Here is a 21,333-nt window from a genome sequence, read left to right as displayed (position 1 = left end):
ATACAATGGCTTTTCCCTCAAACAGCCAATTTCAGCCCATATTGATAGGGGATCAACCTATATTTGATATGGTAGGGGACCAATCTCCTGCTTCAACTGACCTCGTAGGCAACACGCAATTTCCTGCAGCATTCTTTGCATATGATGCAACAAATGTTTATTTTAGAATTCGTGTTAATGAGGATCCGAGAAACTCCAAATTAACCGGATTTGCGAATTATGGTTGGGGAGTACTTATTAATACTTCGGGAGATTCTGGAGTCTATGACTGGCTTGCTAATATTAACGGGCTAGATAATACTATAAATTTAATTAAAAATACGACACGGGTTTATAATTCATGGAATGATCCTGCAGAAGGAACAGATGGACGTGGAGCCCCCAATTTTTCGCGTCCAATTGTCAATTTTGATGTAGCTCGAGCTACATTAACCAATGATGGATCAAATTTTGGTGGAAACCCTGATTATTTTATAGATTTTCAATTCCCAGTTGCAAATTTTTTCTCACTTCTTGGAATTACCGCTTCAACTCCAATTGGATTAGTCATTTTCACTTCTACAAATGCAAATAATTATAATAAAGATTCTTTACAAGCTGGTGAGAATTTTCAATTTGTTCAATCAATAACAAATCCAACTCCCCCAACAGCTGTAGATGTTCGGGCAGCTTTGACTGTAACTAAAACGATTACCTCCGGTCCAACCTCTCTCTTAACAGGTTCCTTAACAACATGGATCCAAAGGATAACAGTAACAAATACAGGCCGAGATATAGCAAGGAGCGTAGTCGCAAACGATGTCTTTGGTATCGATCAGCTATCAAGTGTAAGTAATATTACACCTTCAAGTGGTTCTGCTACTCTTAATACGACTAATAAGACATTGACATGGAATATCGGCAACCTCACTGCGGGACAGAGTGTTACGCTAACTTATACAGTGGTAGGGACATTTTCTACAGCGGGCACAAGAAGGCTAAACACAGTTACTGTTTCTGCCACTGACAACTTTACCGGCTCTCAACTGACTCCGGTTACGGCTGCTAATGACGTAACGGTAGCTGCAGCTGCAGCAATCACGGGAAAGGTAACCTCTGGGCAGACTGGTTTACCTCTTAGCGGAGTTACTATAGAACTTCGCAACCAAAGCAATGTATTAATATCTACAACTACAACTAACACGGAAGGAAATTATAGCTTTATCCAACTTGCTGCAGGTACCTACAATCTAAATTTTGCAGCTTCAAGCTTTATTATAGCAACGCGTACAACAACGATTACTGCTGGACAAACGCAAAGTTTAAACGTGATTTTACAGCCTCAACCTGGAAATGTTACAGGCACCGTATTATCTCAAGATGGAACGCCAATAAATGGAGCAACAATTAGATTAATTGATCAATTTAACACTGTTATTACGACAGTTACAACTAATACTCAAGGACAATATACAATTCCCAATGTTACTCCAGGACAGTATTCAATAACAGTAAGCGCGTCAAACTTCCAATCACAAAGCCGAGGGGTCACTATTAATTCTGGGCAAACAACTGTTTCAAACTTTACTTTAATCCCTTCACCAGGAACAGTGACAGGAACAATTACAAGTTCTGCAGGTACACCAATTGAAGGTGCTGTTATAGAAGTACTTGATTCAGGCAGTAATGTGATTTCGACCGCAACTTCAAACGCCCAAGGACAGTATACAATCAACCAACTTGCTCCTGGCACGCTCCGATTAAGAGCGACCGCTCAAAACTTCCAAACTTCATTACTAGGTTTTACTATTCAAGCAGGACAGACGACAACTCAAAATATCGTCCTTCAAGCATCTCCTGGCACTCTGACAGGTACTTTAACTGATGCCCAAACAGGTAATCCTCTTATAGCGGCATCTGTAAACGTGGTGAATCAAGCTGGCGTTACTATTGCAACAGCCACGACCAATGCCCAGGGACAATATACTATTGCAAATCTAGCTCCTGGGACCTACACTGTAACATTTGGACAGCAGGGGTATGCAAGTCAGACCGTCGGCACAGTTGTTAGAGCTAATACAACAACCACACTTTCCACAGCTTTAAACCAAAATGTAGGTGTTATCACTGGAACGGTAACAAATAATGAAGGTGCTCCTCTTATTGGTACAGTTATCAATGTATTTTTAAATAACAACTTAGTAGCCTCTGTTAACACTAATGAAGCAGGAACGTATACCATTCCTAACTTGGCTCCAGGCAATTATACAGTAAATGCACTCTCGCAAAACTTTCAATCTCAAGTAAAGGGAGCCCAGGTTTCTGCCTTTCAAACAACGACTGTCAATTTTACTCTTATTCCTAATCCAGGTGTTTTAACTGGAACAATTATTGATACAAATGGTGATACAGTTTCAGGGGCAGTTATTAACATAAGAACTAATACTGGAGGAGCAGTAATCGGAAGTGCGGCAAGTGATCAAAGCGGACTATATACCGTCCCTAATTTAGCCCCTGGAACCTATATAGTAACTGCAACAGCTCCTAACCTTCAAACTTCAAGTCAAGGTACTACTATTCAATCTAATCAGACGACTACTTTGAATTTCACGCTTGCATTTAGTCCCGTTACTGTTACTGGAACAATTCTAAATCAACAAACAGGAGAATCAATTGCAGGTGCACAAATACAAGTGCGAGTCTTAGATGGAAATGGTGCCGTTGTTGCAAATGTATTAGCTAACCAGCAAGGTGTTTTTGAAGTTCCTCAACTTGCTCCAGGTACCTATACTATTTTTGCAACGGCTCCTAATTTCCAAACAAACTTTGCATCCGTGAACGTGCTTCCAGGAAGTCAGCCGAACATTCAGATTTCGCTTATCCCAAGTCCTGGATATATTACTGGGCAAGTTGTAAATATAATAACAGGCGATCCTATTGGTGGTGCCACAATAAGTGTGGTTAATCAGAATAACGTCCAATTACAGACTGTTTTAACAGATAGTCAAGGAAATTACACAATTGAAGGCCTACCACCTGGAAGTTATAACATCGTAGTAAGGGCCACAGACTTTCAATCTAATGTTACAGGTGCAATTGTTTTAGCAGATGCTACCACAACTGCGACTATAGCTTTATCTCCTTCACCTGGAACTATTATTGGAAACATATCTCCAAATCAGCCGAATACAGTTGTTCAACTTTATAATACGAACAATATCTTTATACAAAGTACAATTGCAGATAATAATGGAAACTATCAGTTTCTAAATCTAGCTCCTGGTAGTTATATTGTAAAAGCACAAAGTCCTAACTTTATAACTCAATCGGCAGGGGCCTTAGTTTCCTCAAATGTAGCAACCACGGTGAATCTTATACTCCCTCCAAACCCTGCATCTATTGCAGGAGTTGTTACGGATATAAATGGAAATGAAATTCCCAATGCAATAGTTCAGGTTCTAGATGCAAATGATACCATTATTGGAACAGCCGGAACGGATAGTAATGGAAATTATTCAATCGGAAATCTCCCACCAGGTTCTTTTACTACTGTGGTAACTGCGCCAAATTTCGGTAGTCAAATTGGCGGAATTACCCTACAACCCGGCGATGTCATTACAGACATAGACTTTAGTCTCGTTCCTAATCCTGGTGGAATCAGCGGCCTTATTACAAACGAGACAAATGGAGAACCGTTAACAAATACAAGTGTTATAATTCGACAGACTGTTGGATCAGGTACTGCCATTGCTACTGTTACTACAGATTCTTCAGGAAACTTTTTAGTTCAAGGGCTTGCGCCTGGCAGCTATACTATAACAGCGTCGTCTCCAGGATTTGGCACAAAGACTGTAGGCGCATTGGTTACTAGTGATTTAACATCGACAGCTAATATCAAACTCAGTGAACTACCTGGCTCAATTCGTGGGCAACTCATCGATTCTGCAGGAACCGCGATTAACGGGCAGAATTTACAAATTCGACTTCTTGATCAAAATGGCGTGCTGTTACTCACAGAACTTGCTCAACCTGATGGAACATTTGTATTCTCGAATATTACCCCCGGTAATTACATTCTTAATGCTACAGCTCCTGGATTTCAGGCAAACACAGTTGGTGTTCAAGTTCTCAGGGACCAAGAGACTTCCACGTTTGTACCACTTAAACCTTCTCCATCAATATTAACAGGGCAGGTCATTAATGAACAAACGCTTACAGGTATACCTGGAAGCATTATATCAGTTATTAATCCGAATACCGGGCTGTTAGTAGGAAAAACAACATCAGGGCAAGATGGAACATTTATTCTAGAAGATTTGCCAGCAGGTCCTTTTATAGTAACGGGAAATGCACAAAATTTCGGAACAGATTCTAAAGCGGTTATTTTAAATGCTAGTCAGACAACAAATACAACCCTTACGCTTACCTCTAATCCTGGAAGTGTTTCCGGTTTTATCGTTAATCGTATTAATGGGGAACAACTCCCAGCTGCAAGTATTCAAGTATTCGATCAAACCGGCGCAGCTGTCGTTTCAGTTGCATCTGATCCAACAGGAGAATTTCTTGTTTCCGGTTTGGCACCTGGGCAGTATACGGCAATAGCCACTTCACAAGGGTTTACAAGTGGAACTATCAGCTTTACGATTATTGCTGATACACAGTCTATCGCAAGCTTTGCTTTAGAGCCAAATCCATCGTCTATTACAGGGCAGGTCATTGATATAACAACTGGCCAACCAATAGTTGGTGCTGATGTTATCGTTCGTCAGTTCACTTCTACAGGCCCTATTATCTCTACTACACAAACTGACTCAAATGGATCTTATATACTTTCCAACCTCCCACAAGGTAGTTTTACTGTCATTATTATTGATCCGGACTATAGTTCTCAGTCATCGTCCGTCACACTTACACCTGGGGCAACAATTAATCTTAATTTTAACTTGCAACAATTACCTTCAAGCATTCAAGGAAATATTATTAATCAAGACACCAGTGAGCCACTAATTAACACTCTTGTTCAACTCATTGACAATAATGGAATTTTTATTACACAGGCTCAAACAGACATTAATGGTTTCTATCAAATAACTGGTTTTAGTGCTGGCCAATATACACTATCTTTTATTAATCCACTATTCCAATCCCAGACAGTAAGCTTTATTTCTGAACCGGGTGAAACGTCTGTGGTAAATGTAGAATTAGTTAGCAATCCTGGAGCTATAACAGGGCAAATATTTGATTCTCAAACATTAGCTCCACTCATTGGTGCATCAGTTCGTATTTTCCCTGCTTCAAGCTTAACCCCTATTGCTACATTAGTAACGGATAGTACAGGTCAATATTTTTTAACGGGTTTATCTCCTGGAGCGTATACTCTCACTGCTTCATTTGGGACCTATGCCTCTTCGTCTACTGGTATCACTGTACTTTCCAATCAAACAATTTCATCAGATATTATTTTGACTCCAGATCCATCAACCGTTTCGGGAACTATTACATCCGACACTGGATCTCCTATTCCAAATGCTACTGTAAGGATACTTGATCAAAATGAAACCGTACTTGCCACAGTCGTTACAGATGAACTTGGAAACTATTCTGTTACTGATTTACCACAAGGAAATCAAAAGATTATTGTTACTGCTCCAGGGTTCGCCACTCAACTTGGAGGGGTCACTTTGACTCCAGGTCAAGTAGCAACAGGCACTGATTTTGTCTTAACAGCTAATCCTGGTAGTATTACTGGGCAAATAGTGAGTGCTTCCACAGGCACGCCAATTGTAGGAGCAATTGCCATTGTCAGAACTGTTGCTGGTATCTCTGTAGTTGTATCCTCAACGGCAACCGATGAAGTTGGAAATTATACCGTAACAGGTTTAAAACCCGGCTCTTACACAGTCACTGGATCTGCTACTGACTTTGCTCTTAATACCGTTGGAGCAATCGTAGTCAGTGATCAAGTCACGCAAGCAAATATAACTTTATCTCCTCTGATGGGAACGATTTCTGGAAATATAATTGATATTCAAGGAATTCCAGTCACAGGCTCTAATATTCAACTTCGGGTATTTGATCAAAGTGGTCTATTGCTTCAAACATTAGTCGCACAGTCTGATGGTTCTTTCTTAATAAATAATTTACCGCCTGGATCATACCAATTAACCATCTTAGCACCAAACTTTGAAGCTACTACGGTTGGGGCCGTTGTGACTGCTAATCAAATTACAACGCTTACTGTTCCTCTAACACCGAACCCGGGAACGATAAGCGGTCAAGTCATTAACGAAGTAACAGGGGACGCGGTTACTAACGCCATAGTATCTATTACCAAAATTAATGGTCTACCAATTGGTAGTGCAGTCACGGATAGCAATGGAAACTTTTCTATTCTAAATTTGCCCCCTACCACTGTTACTGTTTCAGCAGTAGCACCTGATTTCGGTTCATCATCTCGTTCTGTTATTTTAACTTCAGGAGAGACTGTTACTACTACGTTAAGTCTGGCACCAAATCCTGGTACCATAAATGGGATCATTACAAGCGAGCAAACTGGAGAAATCACCGCCGGAGCAACTGTCCAGATATTTGATTTCACTTCTGGACTTGTAGCCACTGTTGTTTCAGATAGCAATGGCTTTTACCAATTTGCAGGTCTTACCCCGGGTCTTTATCAAGTAGTTTCCAGTGCCGACAATTTTGGAAGCAACATACAAGATGCTCAAGTGTTCTCAAATCAAACAACTATTGTTAATTTGAGTCTAGCTCCAAATCCTGGTTCTATTTTTGGTACAGTAGTGAATGAGCAAACAGGAGAATTTATCGTTGGAGCAACTATTGTTGTTCGACAATTTTCACCTACTGGACCTATTGTGCAAACAATAGCAACAGATAGTAGCGGCCAATTTACTGTTTTAAATCTTGAGCCTGGTACGTATACAGTAACAGCTTACAATCCAAATTTTGGAGCACAAAGTGCTACCGCATTAGTTCAATCCAATGTACTTTCGACTGTTTCACTTGCTTTAACACCGAATCCAGGAACAATAGAGGGACAGATCACTTCCATCCAAACCGGTACACCGCTTGTGGATACACAAGTTCGCGTTATTGATAATAACGGAGCTTTAGTAGCAGTGATTCAAACAGATATTAATGGAAACTATAGCCTTCAAGGATTAAAACCTGGCACATATACAATTGTATTTTTAAATGCTGTCTTTCAAAGTCAAACATTTGGCTTTAGGGTAGGAGCAGGGGATTTATATACGCTTAACGCTGCCTTAGAACCAAATTCTGGATTTATTACAGGGACAATTTTTGATATTCAATCTGGTACTACTTTAGCAGGGGCAGCAGTGCAAGTTTTCCCTTCACAAAGTTTGATTCCAATTGCAAGTGCAGTGACAGACCAAAGTGGTTCTTACAACGTACTTGGCTTGGAACCAGGAGAGTACACTGTCGTTGCTAATGCCCAAAATTACGCAAGAGCAGTCGTAGGTGCTACCGTATTTTCAAATGAAACAACAGTCGCAAATCTTCTTCTGCTGCCTAATCCGGCAACAGTAAGTGGAACTATTAGTACACCTGATGGAATTCCTATCCCTGGAGCTATAATTCGAATTGTTGATCAAAGTGAAAATCTACTTGGGACCGGTATTACTGATCAAAATGGCCTTTTCACAATTGGCAACATCCCTCCAGGATTCCAAAATGTTATTATCTCTGCTGATGGATTCAGCAATCAATTAATTGGCATTACTCTTGGTCCAGGTGAACTAATAACGGATTTCAGCTCGCAACTTACACCAAATCCAGGATCCCTTGATGGAATAGTTGTTAATGAACAGACAGGAGAAGCAATTGCGGGTGCCAATGTTATCATTCGTCGTGCAGGTGCTACCTCTATTATCGTTGCTAACACAACGACGGATTTGCAAGGAAACTATCGGTTAGATAACCTTTCACCCGGATCCTATCTAGTAACAGCTACTGAGCCAGGCTTTGGAACAAACACAGTGGGAGTAATAATTATTAGCGATACTGTAGCTACTGCAAATGTTTTATTAACTCCACTCACTGGTTCCGTTACCGGTACAGTGGTTGATCCACAAGGCAATCCAATTACGGGTAACAATATTCAAATTCAAGTATTTGATCAAAATGGAACACTTCTTAAATCTCTAACAGCGAATAATACCGGTTCGTTTACAATATTAGATCTGGCGCCAGGGTCGTATGGATTAACGGTTACTGCACCTAACTTTGCAACTAATACATTAAGTGCAAATATAGTGTCTGAACAAACTACAGATGTGACTGCTGTTTTACAACCAAATCCAGCTTCAATATTTGGGCAAATTATTAACCAAACTACAGGAGAGCCTGTCGGCGGAGCCATGGTAACAGTTACTTTGCCGAATGGAATTGTTGTTGGAGGCACAGTTACGGATCAAAATGGTTCATTTGTTGTGAATAATTTACCATCTCAAACGCTTGTTATTTCAATTACGGCTGATAATTATGGCAGCAGTTCTCAATCTATTATTCTTACTCCCGGTCAATCAACCGAAACAAATATTGGTTTATTACCTTCTGTAGGAGTACTAAGAGGAACTGTATTTAACGAACAGACAGAACAACCTATTGCCGGAGTAACCCTTGAAGTCTTTGATTTTACAAGAGGGATGATCGCTACAGTTGTGACTGATACGTTTGGATTCTATGAAGTTCCTAATCTTTTTCCAGGTTTATATCGTTTGATTGCAACAGCTAAGGGTTATGGTGCTATTGTTCAAGAGGTAACTATAAGTGTAAATCAAGAAACAGTTTTAAACTTCTTCTTGCCACCTGACCCAGGTACAATTCAAGGAACAATTACCAACCGTCAAACAGGAGAACCACTTTTAGGCGTCTCTATCATTATTCGCCAGTTTTCACCTACTGGACCAATTATTGCGTCCCTGTCAACAGATCAAAACGGGCAATTTGTTATAAATAACTTAGCACACGGATCATACGCGGTAGTTGCTCTCGATCCTGATTTTGGAAGTCAAGCTGCTTCCGTTTTTGTGGAGTCAGATGCTGTTTCAGCGGTTTCTGTTTCTTTAGTTCCCAATCCCGGTATTGTTCAAGGAATAATTAGCAATGAGCAAACGGGTGAGTCTTTAACTAATGCATTTGTACGGGTTTTAGATAATAACAGAGTGATTATACAGGAGGTTCAAACTGATACAACAGGAGCCTATAGAGTAGAAGGGTTATCACCGGGAGAATATTTATTAATTGCTGTCTCGCCTAATTTTCAAAGGGAAAGTGTAGGATTTATCATTGCGTCAGGAGATATTAATGAAGTTAATGTAGCCCTCCAACCAAATCCTGGTTTTATCAGTGGAAGAGTTACTGATAATCAAACAGCATTACCATTAGACGGAGCTACAGTTCAGGTTTTCCCTGCTCAAAGTCTTATTCCTATTGCCAATGCAGTTACCAATCAGATTGGTACGTATCAAATTCCTGGTCTTGCACCAGGCGAATATATCGTAGTTGCCACTGCACGTGACTATACGCGTGCTGCCACGGGAGCAATTGTGCCCGCTGATCAAACGACGAGGGCAGACCTTCAACTATCATTGAACCCTGCCACTATTAGTGGAACAATAACGGATTCACAGGGAAATCCCATTGAAAATGCCACTGTAAGAGTCATTGACCAAAATGAAACAGTATTAGGAACAGCCTTGACGGATCAAAATGGAAATTACGTAATTAGTAATTTACCACCTGGTTCTCAAACTATTATTGTCACTGCTCCCACCTTTTCAAGTCAAGTTAGTGGAGTCACTCTTGGCGCTGGTGGTTTAGAAAATGTAAGCCTTGGACTCACTGAAAATCCAGGAATTATAACAGGCCAAATTACTAACGGACAAACGGGAGATCCTATAGTAGGTTCGATTGTTCTCCTTCGTACTAGTGGAGGGATTGGCTTAATTGTCGGATTTGATATTACCGATGAAAATGGTACGTATTTTATTACCGGTGTAGCTCCTGGAATATATACCGTATTGGCAACTGCAAATGGATTTGGTATTTCAAACGTTGGAGCAATTGTCCAAAGTGATATCACAACTAATACCGATGTTGCTCTAGTACCAAATGTGGGGGCAATCACAGGTGTCATTACAGACTTACAGGGTAGTCCTATTCTCGGAACAGACACGCAAATTGAGGTATTTGATCAGGGAGGGACTTTATTAAAGACATTACTTGCCCAGTCGGATGGGACATTTGCAGTACTGGATTTACCTCCAGGCAGCTATAACTTATTAGTGACAGCCCCTAATTTTGCAGCTCAAACTACTAGTATAGTGATTGTTTCCGATCAAACAAATGAGTTAAATATTTTACTAACACCTAACCCAGCATCTATTAAGGGGCAAGTCCTTAATGTTGCGACAGGCTTGCCAATCAACGGTGCGATTTTAACAGTAACGGACTCTAATGGCATCGTTGTTGGATCTGGAACAAGTGGCTTAGATGGCAATTTTACAATTAATAATTTGCCTCCCAATACTTTAATTATTTCAGCAGTAGCCCAAACCTTTGGAAGTGATTCAAAAGCCGTCATCCTTACACCAGGAGGAGAAGGAACAACGACACTTACTTTAACGCCAAATCCCGGAATCCTTCAGGGAACAGTTATCAATCAAAGAACCGGGCAAGTAATACCTGGAACTACTTTACAAATTTTTGATTCAACAAGAGCTCTTGTTGTTACCGTACAAACAGATCAGAATGGATTTTATCAAATTCAGACTTTATCACCAGGTTCATATCGAGTGATTGCAACTATACAAAATTTTGGTTCAGTATCAGGAGACACTCAAGTAAATCCAGAGGCTGTAACGGAGTTAAATTTCACACTTCTTCCTAATCCTGGAACAATTACAGGGGTAATCTATAATGAGCAAACTGGTTCGCCTATTGCAGGGGCAAGTATTGCAGTACGCCAATTCTCTCCGGTAGGCCCTATTATAGCTACCACTACAACTGATTCTCGAGGCCAATTCACTGTTCTTAACCTCACGCCAGGGGCTTATACTATTGTTGTCTCTGAACCAAACTTTGGATCGCAGGCCTCCTCAACCTTAGTGCAGTCAGATCAGGTATCCACTGTCTTAGTAAATTTACCTCCAAATCCCGGAATCATTCAAGGTGTCATTACGAGTGAGCAAACGGGGCAACCTATAGTAAATACACTTATACGAGTAGTTGATGTTAATGGGATTACGATTGCTGTTACCCAGACGGACATTAGCGGAAATTTCCAAGCGCAAGGATTAGCGCCTGGAACATATAGCCTTATAGCTACAAATCCTGAATTTCAAGGCGAAACAGTTGGCTTCTCAATTGAACCGAATCAGACCATTACTCAAAATATTTCATTAGCCCCTAACCCTGGAATACTTACTGGAACAGTAAGTGATTTACAAACAGGTGTGGCTTTGTCTGGAGCAGTTGTACAACTATTCTCTACAGGAAATCTTATTCCTATTGAGAATGCAATTACCAATCAAAATGGAAGTTTCATTGTAAGAGGTCTAGAACCTGGAGAATATAACGTGTTAGCCAGAGCTACAAACTTTGGTTCTGTAGTCGTAGGAGCTACAATAACACCTGGAGATACTACAAATATTACAATATCATTAGCTCCTCTATCTGGGTCTATTTCTGGGCAAGTTACTGATTTTTCAGGAAATCCCCTCTCCAATGCTACATTACGCTTACTTGACAGAAACCAGAATGTTGTTGGAATTGGAGCAACGGATATCAGTGGTGCTTATACAATTAGTAATATTGCGCCTGGAACGTATATCCTTGTGGCATCAGCACCTGGATTTGGAACAAGTAACCAGGGAATTACCGTTGGACCGGAACAATTTTTAACAGGTGTAAATATTCCTCTTGAAGCAAACCCAGGTAACATTACGGGGCAAGTTGTCAGTGGCGCTACTGGTAATCCTGTTATTGGAGCCACTGTAACAGTTCGTAGTCTTCAAGCTGTTGGTGGAATAGCGGTGCAAGTCGCAAATACAGACCAACAAGGGAACTATGTGGTTTCAAATCTTAGTCCAGGATCTTACTCTGTCACAATTAACCAACTAGGATTTGGACTACAAACAAAAGTAGTTACAGTATTTAGTAACCAAACAACAAATGCAGATTTCACCCTTATTTTAGATACAGGAAATATTTCAGGTTTGGTAAGCGATACGAGTGGAAATCCGATTACAGGATCGAATATCTTTGTCCGTTTATTTGACGAGAATCAACTCCTGATACAATCAATAACAGCGTTACCTAACGGTACATTTACCATTTCAAATTTAGCACCAGGAGCTTATTTCGTCAGTGCAGAAGCTCCTAACTTTGGAGTGAACACTGTTTCTACCGTAGTTGTAGCTAATCAAACTGCCAATGTTACCATTCTATTAACACCAAATCCTGCTACAGTAACAGGGCAGGTATCAAACCAGCAAACAAGTACGTCACTTAAAGGTGTTTCAGTTACAGCAGTAGTAAATGGGCAGATCGCGGCAAATACTGTAACAGACCTTAATGGAAACTTTCAACTTACCAACCTACCATCAGGGGAAGTTACTATTATAATATCGACACCAAACTTCGCAACAGAGACACAAACGTTAACTCTTACACCAGGCGAAACAGTATCTACTGATGTGTCTCTTACTCCTCTTCCAGGCACAATTACAGGTATTATTACTAATGAGCAAACAGGTGCCCCAGTTCAAGGTGCCATCATTACAGTTCGCCAATTCTCACCAGCTGGACCTATAGTGACAAATACAACAACTAATACTCAAGGACAATTTTCAACAATTAATTTACCACCTGGAACCTATACAATAATTGCCGAAGCAACTAGTTTAGGCACTACATCAGCTACAACTGTTGTCGTTCCTAATACATCTTCAACAGTGAATATTGGGCTTGCACCTAACCCAGGAACTATTCAAGGTACAATAACGGCTGCGGGCACTGGATCGCCAATTCCAGAGTCCAGAGTACAAGTGATTCGAAAAGATGGAACAATTGTTAATGAGGTAATAACAAACGAAGCTGGTTCCTTTAATATCACAGGTCTCACACCGGGTTTTTATACGTTAGTAGTTACAAAGTCTATTTTTCAAGGAAAGACTGTAGGATTTCAAATTTTCTCTGATCAACTTACCACTGTTAACGTTATTCTTCAACCAAACCCTGGTACATTGACAGGAAGTGTTACCGACTCATTTACAGGTAGACCAATTTCCAATGCATCTATTCTTGTCTTTCCGTCCCAGAGCCTAACACCTATTGCGCAAGCAGTAACCGACCAAGCTGGTTTATATACAATCGCAGGGGTAGCTCCGGGCGAGTACGAAGTTGTAGCTGCAGCTACGAATTTTGCTAGACGCGGCACTGGGGCTTTAATTCTTTCAAATGAGTCAACAATCGCAAATATTCAATTGTTCCCAAATCCTGCTACAGTTTCAGGAACAGTCTCAACTCCCGAAGGTGCACCAATTTCTAATGTATCTATTCAAATTCTGGATCAAAATGAAACAGTCTTAGGAACCGGTATTACTGATCAGAATGGAAATTATGCTATTTCAAATCTACCTGAAGGTACACTAACAATCATTGCCTCATCCTCAGGTTTCGCAACTCAACTTACGGCAGCAACAGTAACAGCTGGACAGATATTATCAAATGTAAACATACAACTTAATCCTCTTTCTGGAAATCTTTCTGGAAAAATAATTAATAGTGTGACAGGGGAACCAATCATCGGAGCAATTGCTATAGTACGTACGATTGGTGGAACAAATATCGTAGTCTCAACTGATACTACTGACACAGATGGAAATTACTTTATTGCTGGCCTTTCTCCTGGAACCTATTCTGTGGTTGGATCAAGTACAGGTTTTGGAACAGTGACGATAGGAGCAATTGTTCAAGCAAATCAAACGGCTACTGCAAATCTAAGCCTTCCTCCTCTAACAGGAACAGTAAGTGGAACTATAACGGATTTAAGAGGCAACGCTATTACGGGTTCAAATACTCAGATTCAAGTATTTGATATAAGCGGTATTTTACTAAAAACACTTCTTGCGAATGCAGATGGGACTTTTAATGTTATTGATTTAATTCCTGGAACGTATTTAATTCAAGTAACAGCCCTAAATTTTGCCACAGCCATTGCCAGTGCCAGTGTAGCAGCTGAACAAACTACAAATATTATCGTGCCACTCACTCCCAATCCTGCAACCGTTACGGGGCAAATTATTAACAAACAAACTGGGGCATCTTTGTCTGGTGTAATTGTAACTATAACAGATCTTAACGGTCTTATTCTTGGTAATGCTGTAAGTGATATTAACGGCCAATTCATCATCCGGAACCTCCCTCCAAATACAGCAGTAATTACAGCTACCGCAACGCAGCCTGGTTTAGGCTCTGCTTCTACATCTGTCCAACTTGGCCCTGGTTCTACTAATAATGTGACACTTTTCTTAACTCCAGAAGTAGGCAGTTTAACAGGTACCATTCGGAACATCCAAACCAGCGAAACAATTGCAGGGGCTACTGTCCAAGTATTTGATTTCACAAGAGCTCTTGTAGCTACACTCGTAACAGATCAAAATGGCCAGTATCTTTTAGAAAATATTACGCCTGGAACTTACAGAGTTCTTGTATCTAATCAAGGTTTTGGAACACTTGCCCAAGAAGCAGTCGTTATCGTTAACCAAGAAATCATTTTAAACTTCAGTTTAACACCTAACCCTGGTACCATATTGGGAACAGTCCTCAATCAACAAAACGGCCAGCCACTCGGTGGAGTAGGTGTCGTTGTACGACAATTCTCTCCAGCAGGACCAGTGGTCGCTAATTCAGCAACAGATGGAAATGGAGTATTTACAATCCCTAACCTTGCTCCTGGCACTTATACTGTAATTGCAACACTTCCTAATTTTGGAACTAGCGCAGCATCAGTTGAGGTAATTACTAACTCTTCATCAACCGTTAAGCTTGCATTAACGCCTAATCCGGGTGCTGTTCAGGGAGTAGTAACAAATGCAGCATCAGGTGCGCCTTTACCAAATACGTTTGTTCGTGTAATTAATAACAATGGAGTTATTGTAGCGGTTATGCAGACCGATCCTAATGGCCAATATAGAGTACAAAATCTTGAGTCAGGAACTTATGCAATGATTGTTATTAACTCATCCTTTCAAAGACAAACAATAGGATTTATGGTAGCTGCGGGGCAAACAAATATAATTAATGTACCGTTAGAGCTAAATCCCGGATCAATAAATGGTACTATTACAAATGCACAAACAGGACTCCCTCTCGCTGGTGCTACTGTTCAATTATTCCTTTCTCAGAGTTTAATACCAGTAGCAAATACCGTAGCGGATGAAGACGGTGTGTATGGCTTTAATGGTCTTGAACCTGGTGACTATATTGTGACAGCTAACTCCACAAGTTTTGCGCGCGGCGTGCTTGGTGCAACAGTCTTGCCAAACGTTCAAACAACAGCAAATATCTCGTTACAGCCTAATCCGGCCTCAGTTTCAGGAACAGTTACGGATCAAAATGGTAATCCTCTATCGAACGCGACAATAAGAGTCGTAGATGAAAATGAAACAGTCTTAGGCACAGGTGTTTCGGGTTTAGATGGAGCTTATGCAGTAGGTGGATTGCCACCTGGAACGTATGGAATTATTGCTACAAAAACTGGATTTTCAACTACTACAAGCGGTTTAACGTTGATTGCAGGGGAGATTCAAACAGGAGTTAATTTTATTCTTTTAGCTAATTCAGGCACACTAACTGGAATTGTCACTGATTCGTCAACTGGAACCCCTCTACCTGGCGTAACAGTTACTATCCGAAATATTCTAGGATTAGTAGTAGCTACCGCCTTTACCAATGTAGACGGCCGTTATATGATTCAAAACCTTGCTCCAGGGGAGTATAACGTTTCCTTTTTTGAAAATGGATTTGGCAACTTTGTGTTAGGAGCACAAATCACTACTAATATAACAACAGTCCTAAATACTGCTCTTTCACCTCTAGTAGGAACCATCCAGGGTCAGATATTAAGTGAACAAGGAATACCAGTTACAGGAGAAAGCATTCAAGTAAAAATCTATAACGAAAATTTAGTATTGATCCGAACAATTCTTTCTAATTCTGATGGAACATTTAATGCCCTTGACTTATCACCGGGAACCTATTTAGTAAATGTAACGGCCCCTGGGTTTGCTTCTAATACTGTGTCTGCTATTGTCCGTGCCAATGAACAAACATTAACTACAATTAGATTGGGGGCTCTACCGGCAACATTAACAGGTAAAGTCGTTAATGCAGAAAATAGAGAAGGAATAGCTGGATCCCTGATTGTGATTACACGTTCAAATGGTGTGGTTATAGGAACTGCCATAAGCGGAGAAAATGGAAGCTTTTTAATTTCGAACCTACCAGCTGGCTCATTTATTGTCACAGCTCAAAATCAAAAATTTGGAACTTCCTCTATCGGAGTTACTTTAGTTGCTGGGGATACAACTACAACACTTTTATCATTGTCACCTAACCCTGGACGCCTATTAGGGCAAGTCACAAATGAATCAACTACAGTACCAATTCCAGGTGCTATTATTCAAATTTTTGATCAAAACCGTTCTTTTGTCACTTCCGTTGTAACAGATGCTCAAGGGGCTTTTACTGTGTCAAACCTTTCTCCTGGACAGTATACAGCTGTTATAAATGCTGTTGATTTTGGAAGTGAGTTTAGAGAATTTATGATTAATGCTGGAGAAGTTACAGTCATTTCAGCAAATCTTTCACCAAATCCTGGAATAATCCAAGGAACGGTAACTTCCGTAGAAAGCAGCCAACCAATTTCGGGTGTCAGTGTTGTGATACGCGCTTTAAGTCCTGCAGGTCCAATTGTTGCTACTACGGTAACTGATCAAAATGGGTTTTACCAGCTAACAGGTATCGCGCCTGGTTCATATACAGTTATTATTAGTGGACCTCCTACATTTGGTTCTGAAACCATTTCAATACTGCTTGATTCAGGAGAGGTTGAAACTGTGAACCTTACACTCAAGGCTCTTCCAGGGTCCGTTCGAGGTAAAATTACCGATGAAGCAGGTATTAGTCTTACTAACGCTCTAGTACAGTTATTCGATGAACAAGGTTCGCTAGTACGTCGAGTCCAAACAGATAATAACGGAAACTACTTTATTAGAGGCTTTACACCAGGAACTTATAAAATTACAGCAAGCCAACAAAACTTCCAAAATGCATTCACTAATTTTAACGTTGAGCCTGACGAGTTAGCTACTGTGAACCTTGTACTAGTATCAAAACCAGGCAACATTAACGGCACTATACGCAATGCTGTTACAAATCAATCCATTCCTGGTGCAATTGCTCAACTTTTTCCAAATCAAAGTTTAACCCCTATTGCAACCACAGTAGCTGATCAACAAGGAAACTATCAATTTGTTGGATTGCAGCCAGGGAACTATACAATCGTAAGCTCGGAATTTAATTTTGCAAGTGCTTCATCTGGAAGCACCGTTATTTCAGATCAAACAACTACTACAAATCTATTTTTACAACCAAATCCTTCCTCTATTTCAGGTATTGTTACAACCACTGAAGGCACACCAATTAATGATGCTTCTGTTCGCATCTTAGATCAAAATGAGACTATTATTGGGTTTGGTGTAACGGGTCCCGATGGACGGTATGCAATTAGCAATATTCCAGCAGGAACGTTTACAATTATTATTTCTGCTCAACTATTCCAATCACAGTTGTCCAGCATTACCTTAAATCAAGGGGAATCTCGACAAGATGTTAATTTCACTTTACTTTCAAACCCTGGATCAATAACAGGTACAGTCACAAATATAAATGGAAATCCTTTAGCTGGTGCCGTCATTACCGTCCGAATTTTAGAATCTACAGGTATTATTATAGGATCAACTGTAACTGATCAAGGAGGCCATTACCAGGTTAATAGCTTAGCTCCAGGCTCATACGCTGTAACAGTGAATTTGCCAGGACTTGAAACAAAAACGGCAGGAGCCCTGGTACAATCTAATACAACAACTATTACAGATTTTGTATTAACAGGCCTCACAGGTTCAATAAGTGGCGTTGTTTTAAATAATTTGTCACAACCTATTATTGGATCTAATGTTTCAGTTTCATTGCTTAATCAAAATGGTATTCTAATTTTCACAACAACTGCAAGTTCTGATGGAACTTTCTCCTTCTTAAATGTTGAACCTGGAGACTATATTATCGTTGCTTCTGCTTCCGGTTTCATTAATGGTACAGTTGGAATTAATGTAGAAGCTGATAGAAACGTGTTTACTACCCTTTTATTGCAATCAAGTCCAGCTAGAGTTACTGGTCGAGTAATTAACTCAGTTACAGGTGAAGGAATACAAGGAGCATCTGTTACTGCTACTTCCAATGATGGGGAAGTTATTGCTGTGACAACCACTAGCGAGGATGGCTTCTTTACTATTCAGAACCTTCCTCCGGGATCTATAGTTATTACAGCTAACTCAGTAGGCTTTGGCGCTGATTCTAAAGGAATTATTTTAGAATCAAATATTACGAGTACTACTACATTGTCCTTAAACCCATCGCCTGGTTCTCTAATAGGTTCCGCCATTGGTGAAAATGGGCAGCCCATTGTAAGAGCAACAGTTCAAGTATTTGACATCACAAACGGCCTTGTTAGTACAGTAATAACAAACAATTTTGGTCAATATGCTATCTCCGGACTTACTCCAGGAAATTATCGAGTCGTATTTAGTGCTCTTGGATTTGAACGTTTAGCTGCTGGTTCTACAATCATTGCAAATGAGACGACTATATTAGATGTTCAATTGGATTCATTATTTGCAACGATTTCAGGAACAGTTATAAATGCTCAAACTAGCACACCTATTGCTGGAGCCTCCGTAACGATTCGCTATCAAAGTGCTTCTGGTCCTTTAGTGGTGACCGCACTTACTAACTCATTAGGGCAATTTGTGATCCAAGGTATTACTGAAGGTGAAGTTTCTGCAGTGGCTACCGCATCGGGTTTTGGAGCACAAGGTCTAAGTGGAGTTGTAGTTGCTGGTCAAACACTCACATTTAACTTTCAGCTTCTACAGCAATCTGCAATAATTCAAGGAAATGTAACAAATAACACTACAGGGGAAGACTTAACTAATACTAGAATCCGCGTTATTAATAACTTAGGTGTAGTCATTGCCACAACACAAACGGATATTAACGGTAATTATTTCATTCCAGATCTTTCACCTGGATTCTATCAAGTGGTTGCACTCAACGTGAGTTTTGAAGCACAAACACAAGGTATCACTCTTGTACCAAATCAAGTAGGAATTGTAAATTTCTCATTATTAGGAAACCCAGCAACATTGAGTGGAAGAGTTATAGATGCCGAAACAGGGTCACCTATTGTCGGGGCACTTGTTGAAGTATTTGATGCTTTTGGAGTACCAATTGCATTTGGATTAACGAATCAAAACGGTCAATATATTATTGAAGGGTTACCTCAAGGCTTATTAACAGTTACTGCATCAGCACCTGGATATACTTCAATAACTGAACAGATTGAATTTGCGCCTAATCAAAAAGTCGAAAAAGATTTCTCCTTAACACGTCCTTCTCCAGTTTTAGGTACGATCGCAGGTCAAGTCGTAGACGCTTTAACAAATACACCTATTTCAAATGCCCGTATTGACATTGTAAATAGCCAAGGCCAACTTGTTACTTTCGTATTTACAAACGAAAATGGCCAGTATGTGGTTCAGGGGTTACCGTCAGACACTTATACAGTATTTGCTAGTGCTACTAATTATGTAGATCAGCAGCAAACAGCGCTCATTAGAGAGGGTGAATTTGTATTTGTTCCTATGAATTTCCAACTTGTTCGCGTTAATCAGTTTGGAACAATTACCGGCCAGGTAACCAACTCGGAGACTCAGCAACCAATACAAGGAGCCTTAGTGGAAGTTTTGAATACTCAAGGAAAAGTGATTGCCACCATCCGGACCGATAAAGATGGGAACTTTACCATTAGAGGGTTGTCACCAGGCAATTACGCACTCCGTGTATCTGCTGAAGGATTTGCTCCATCTATTAAGCAAGTAGTTGTAATGGCAGGAGATATAACTTCAGTCTCAGTTTTACTAACCCCTACTTCAAATGTTGGCAGTATTTTTGGGAGAGTAATTAATAAAGAAACCGAGCAATCAATACAAGGAGCTCTAGTCGAAGTTTTAAACGGTCAAGGAGATGTAGTTGCAACTGATCGTACAGACAGTTTTGGTAATTTTACTATTAGAGGATTGCTGCCAGGCACTTATCCACTCCGTATATCCTCTAAAGGCTTCATACCACAGACTCAACAAATAACTATAGTAGCAAATAAAACTACAGAAGTTAATGTATATTTAACTTCAAACCTAATTAGTATTATTGGAACTGTTCTGGATAAAAAACTTGGAATACCGCTAGCTAATATTCTTATTGAAGTGTTTAATGATCAAGGAAATCTTATTGCTAGTGCCCTAACTGATGCTAAAGGTAAATACACAATATTTAACTTACCAGCAGGTGTATTTACGGTGAAGGCTAGTTCTAATAATTACGTTTCAGAATCGAAGGTTGTCAACCTAACATCAGGAGAGACTGCAGTAGTCAATTTTACTCTTATCAGAAAACAAAGATTTCCTTGGCCAATACCCATTGATCCTCAACTAGAAAATCCGATTCAAAAAACACCTCAACAAAGAAATGTGGTTCAAGAAATATTAGATCAATTATTTGAGATAAGTACAAATATAACTTCAATCTGGATAAAAGATTCCTACAGAGTTAAAATTCAATTAACAGAGACGCAAACTGCTACTTCACTCCACCTAAGCTTGCAATTAGTAATTTCATTCGTGATCAACTCCATATTTGATGATATAAATGTTAATGACTATTCTAGAGAAAACAGCGACAGTAAAAGATCTAATATAGAGCAAATAACTAATAAAGAGATTACTATCGACAACTCTAAGGACGTTACAATACTAATTACAGACACAGAATTTATATTAAGTATTGAAATTTTGCTACAAATACTTTTAGTGTTGCTAGTACAACTTGATGTTATCTAATCTATAGGGAAATATTTTTAAAATTCCAGTTTTAAACACAAGTAAAAAAGCTAACGAATTTAGTTAGCTTTTT

General features: G+C 39.8%; 1 protein-coding gene. It reads left to right on the top strand.

Features of this window, described 5'->3' with window-relative positions:
• The first annotated feature begins 5 nt into the window (after positions 1–5).
• Positions 6–21,260, top strand: coding sequence for a carboxypeptidase regulatory-like domain-containing protein (locus tag ACFX4W_RS01145; protein WP_377559078.1), 21,255 nt, complete (start codon positions 6–8; stop codon positions 21,258–21,260).
• The last annotated feature ends 73 nt before the right edge of the window (positions 21,261–21,333 follow it).

This window comes from Priestia sp. YIM B13489 (assembly GCF_042787645.1).
Lineage (GTDB): Bacteria > Bacillota > Bacilli > Bacillales > Bacillaceae_H > Priestia > Priestia megaterium.
This window is presented reverse-complemented; position numbering and strand designations above follow the sequence as displayed.

Bases quoted from the DNA above. Each gene is read 5' to 3' on its own strand.
- ACFX4W_RS01145 (WP_377559078.1), top strand. From the start codon at position 6: ATGGCTTTTCCCTCAAACAGCCAATTTCAGCCCATATTGATAGGGGAT.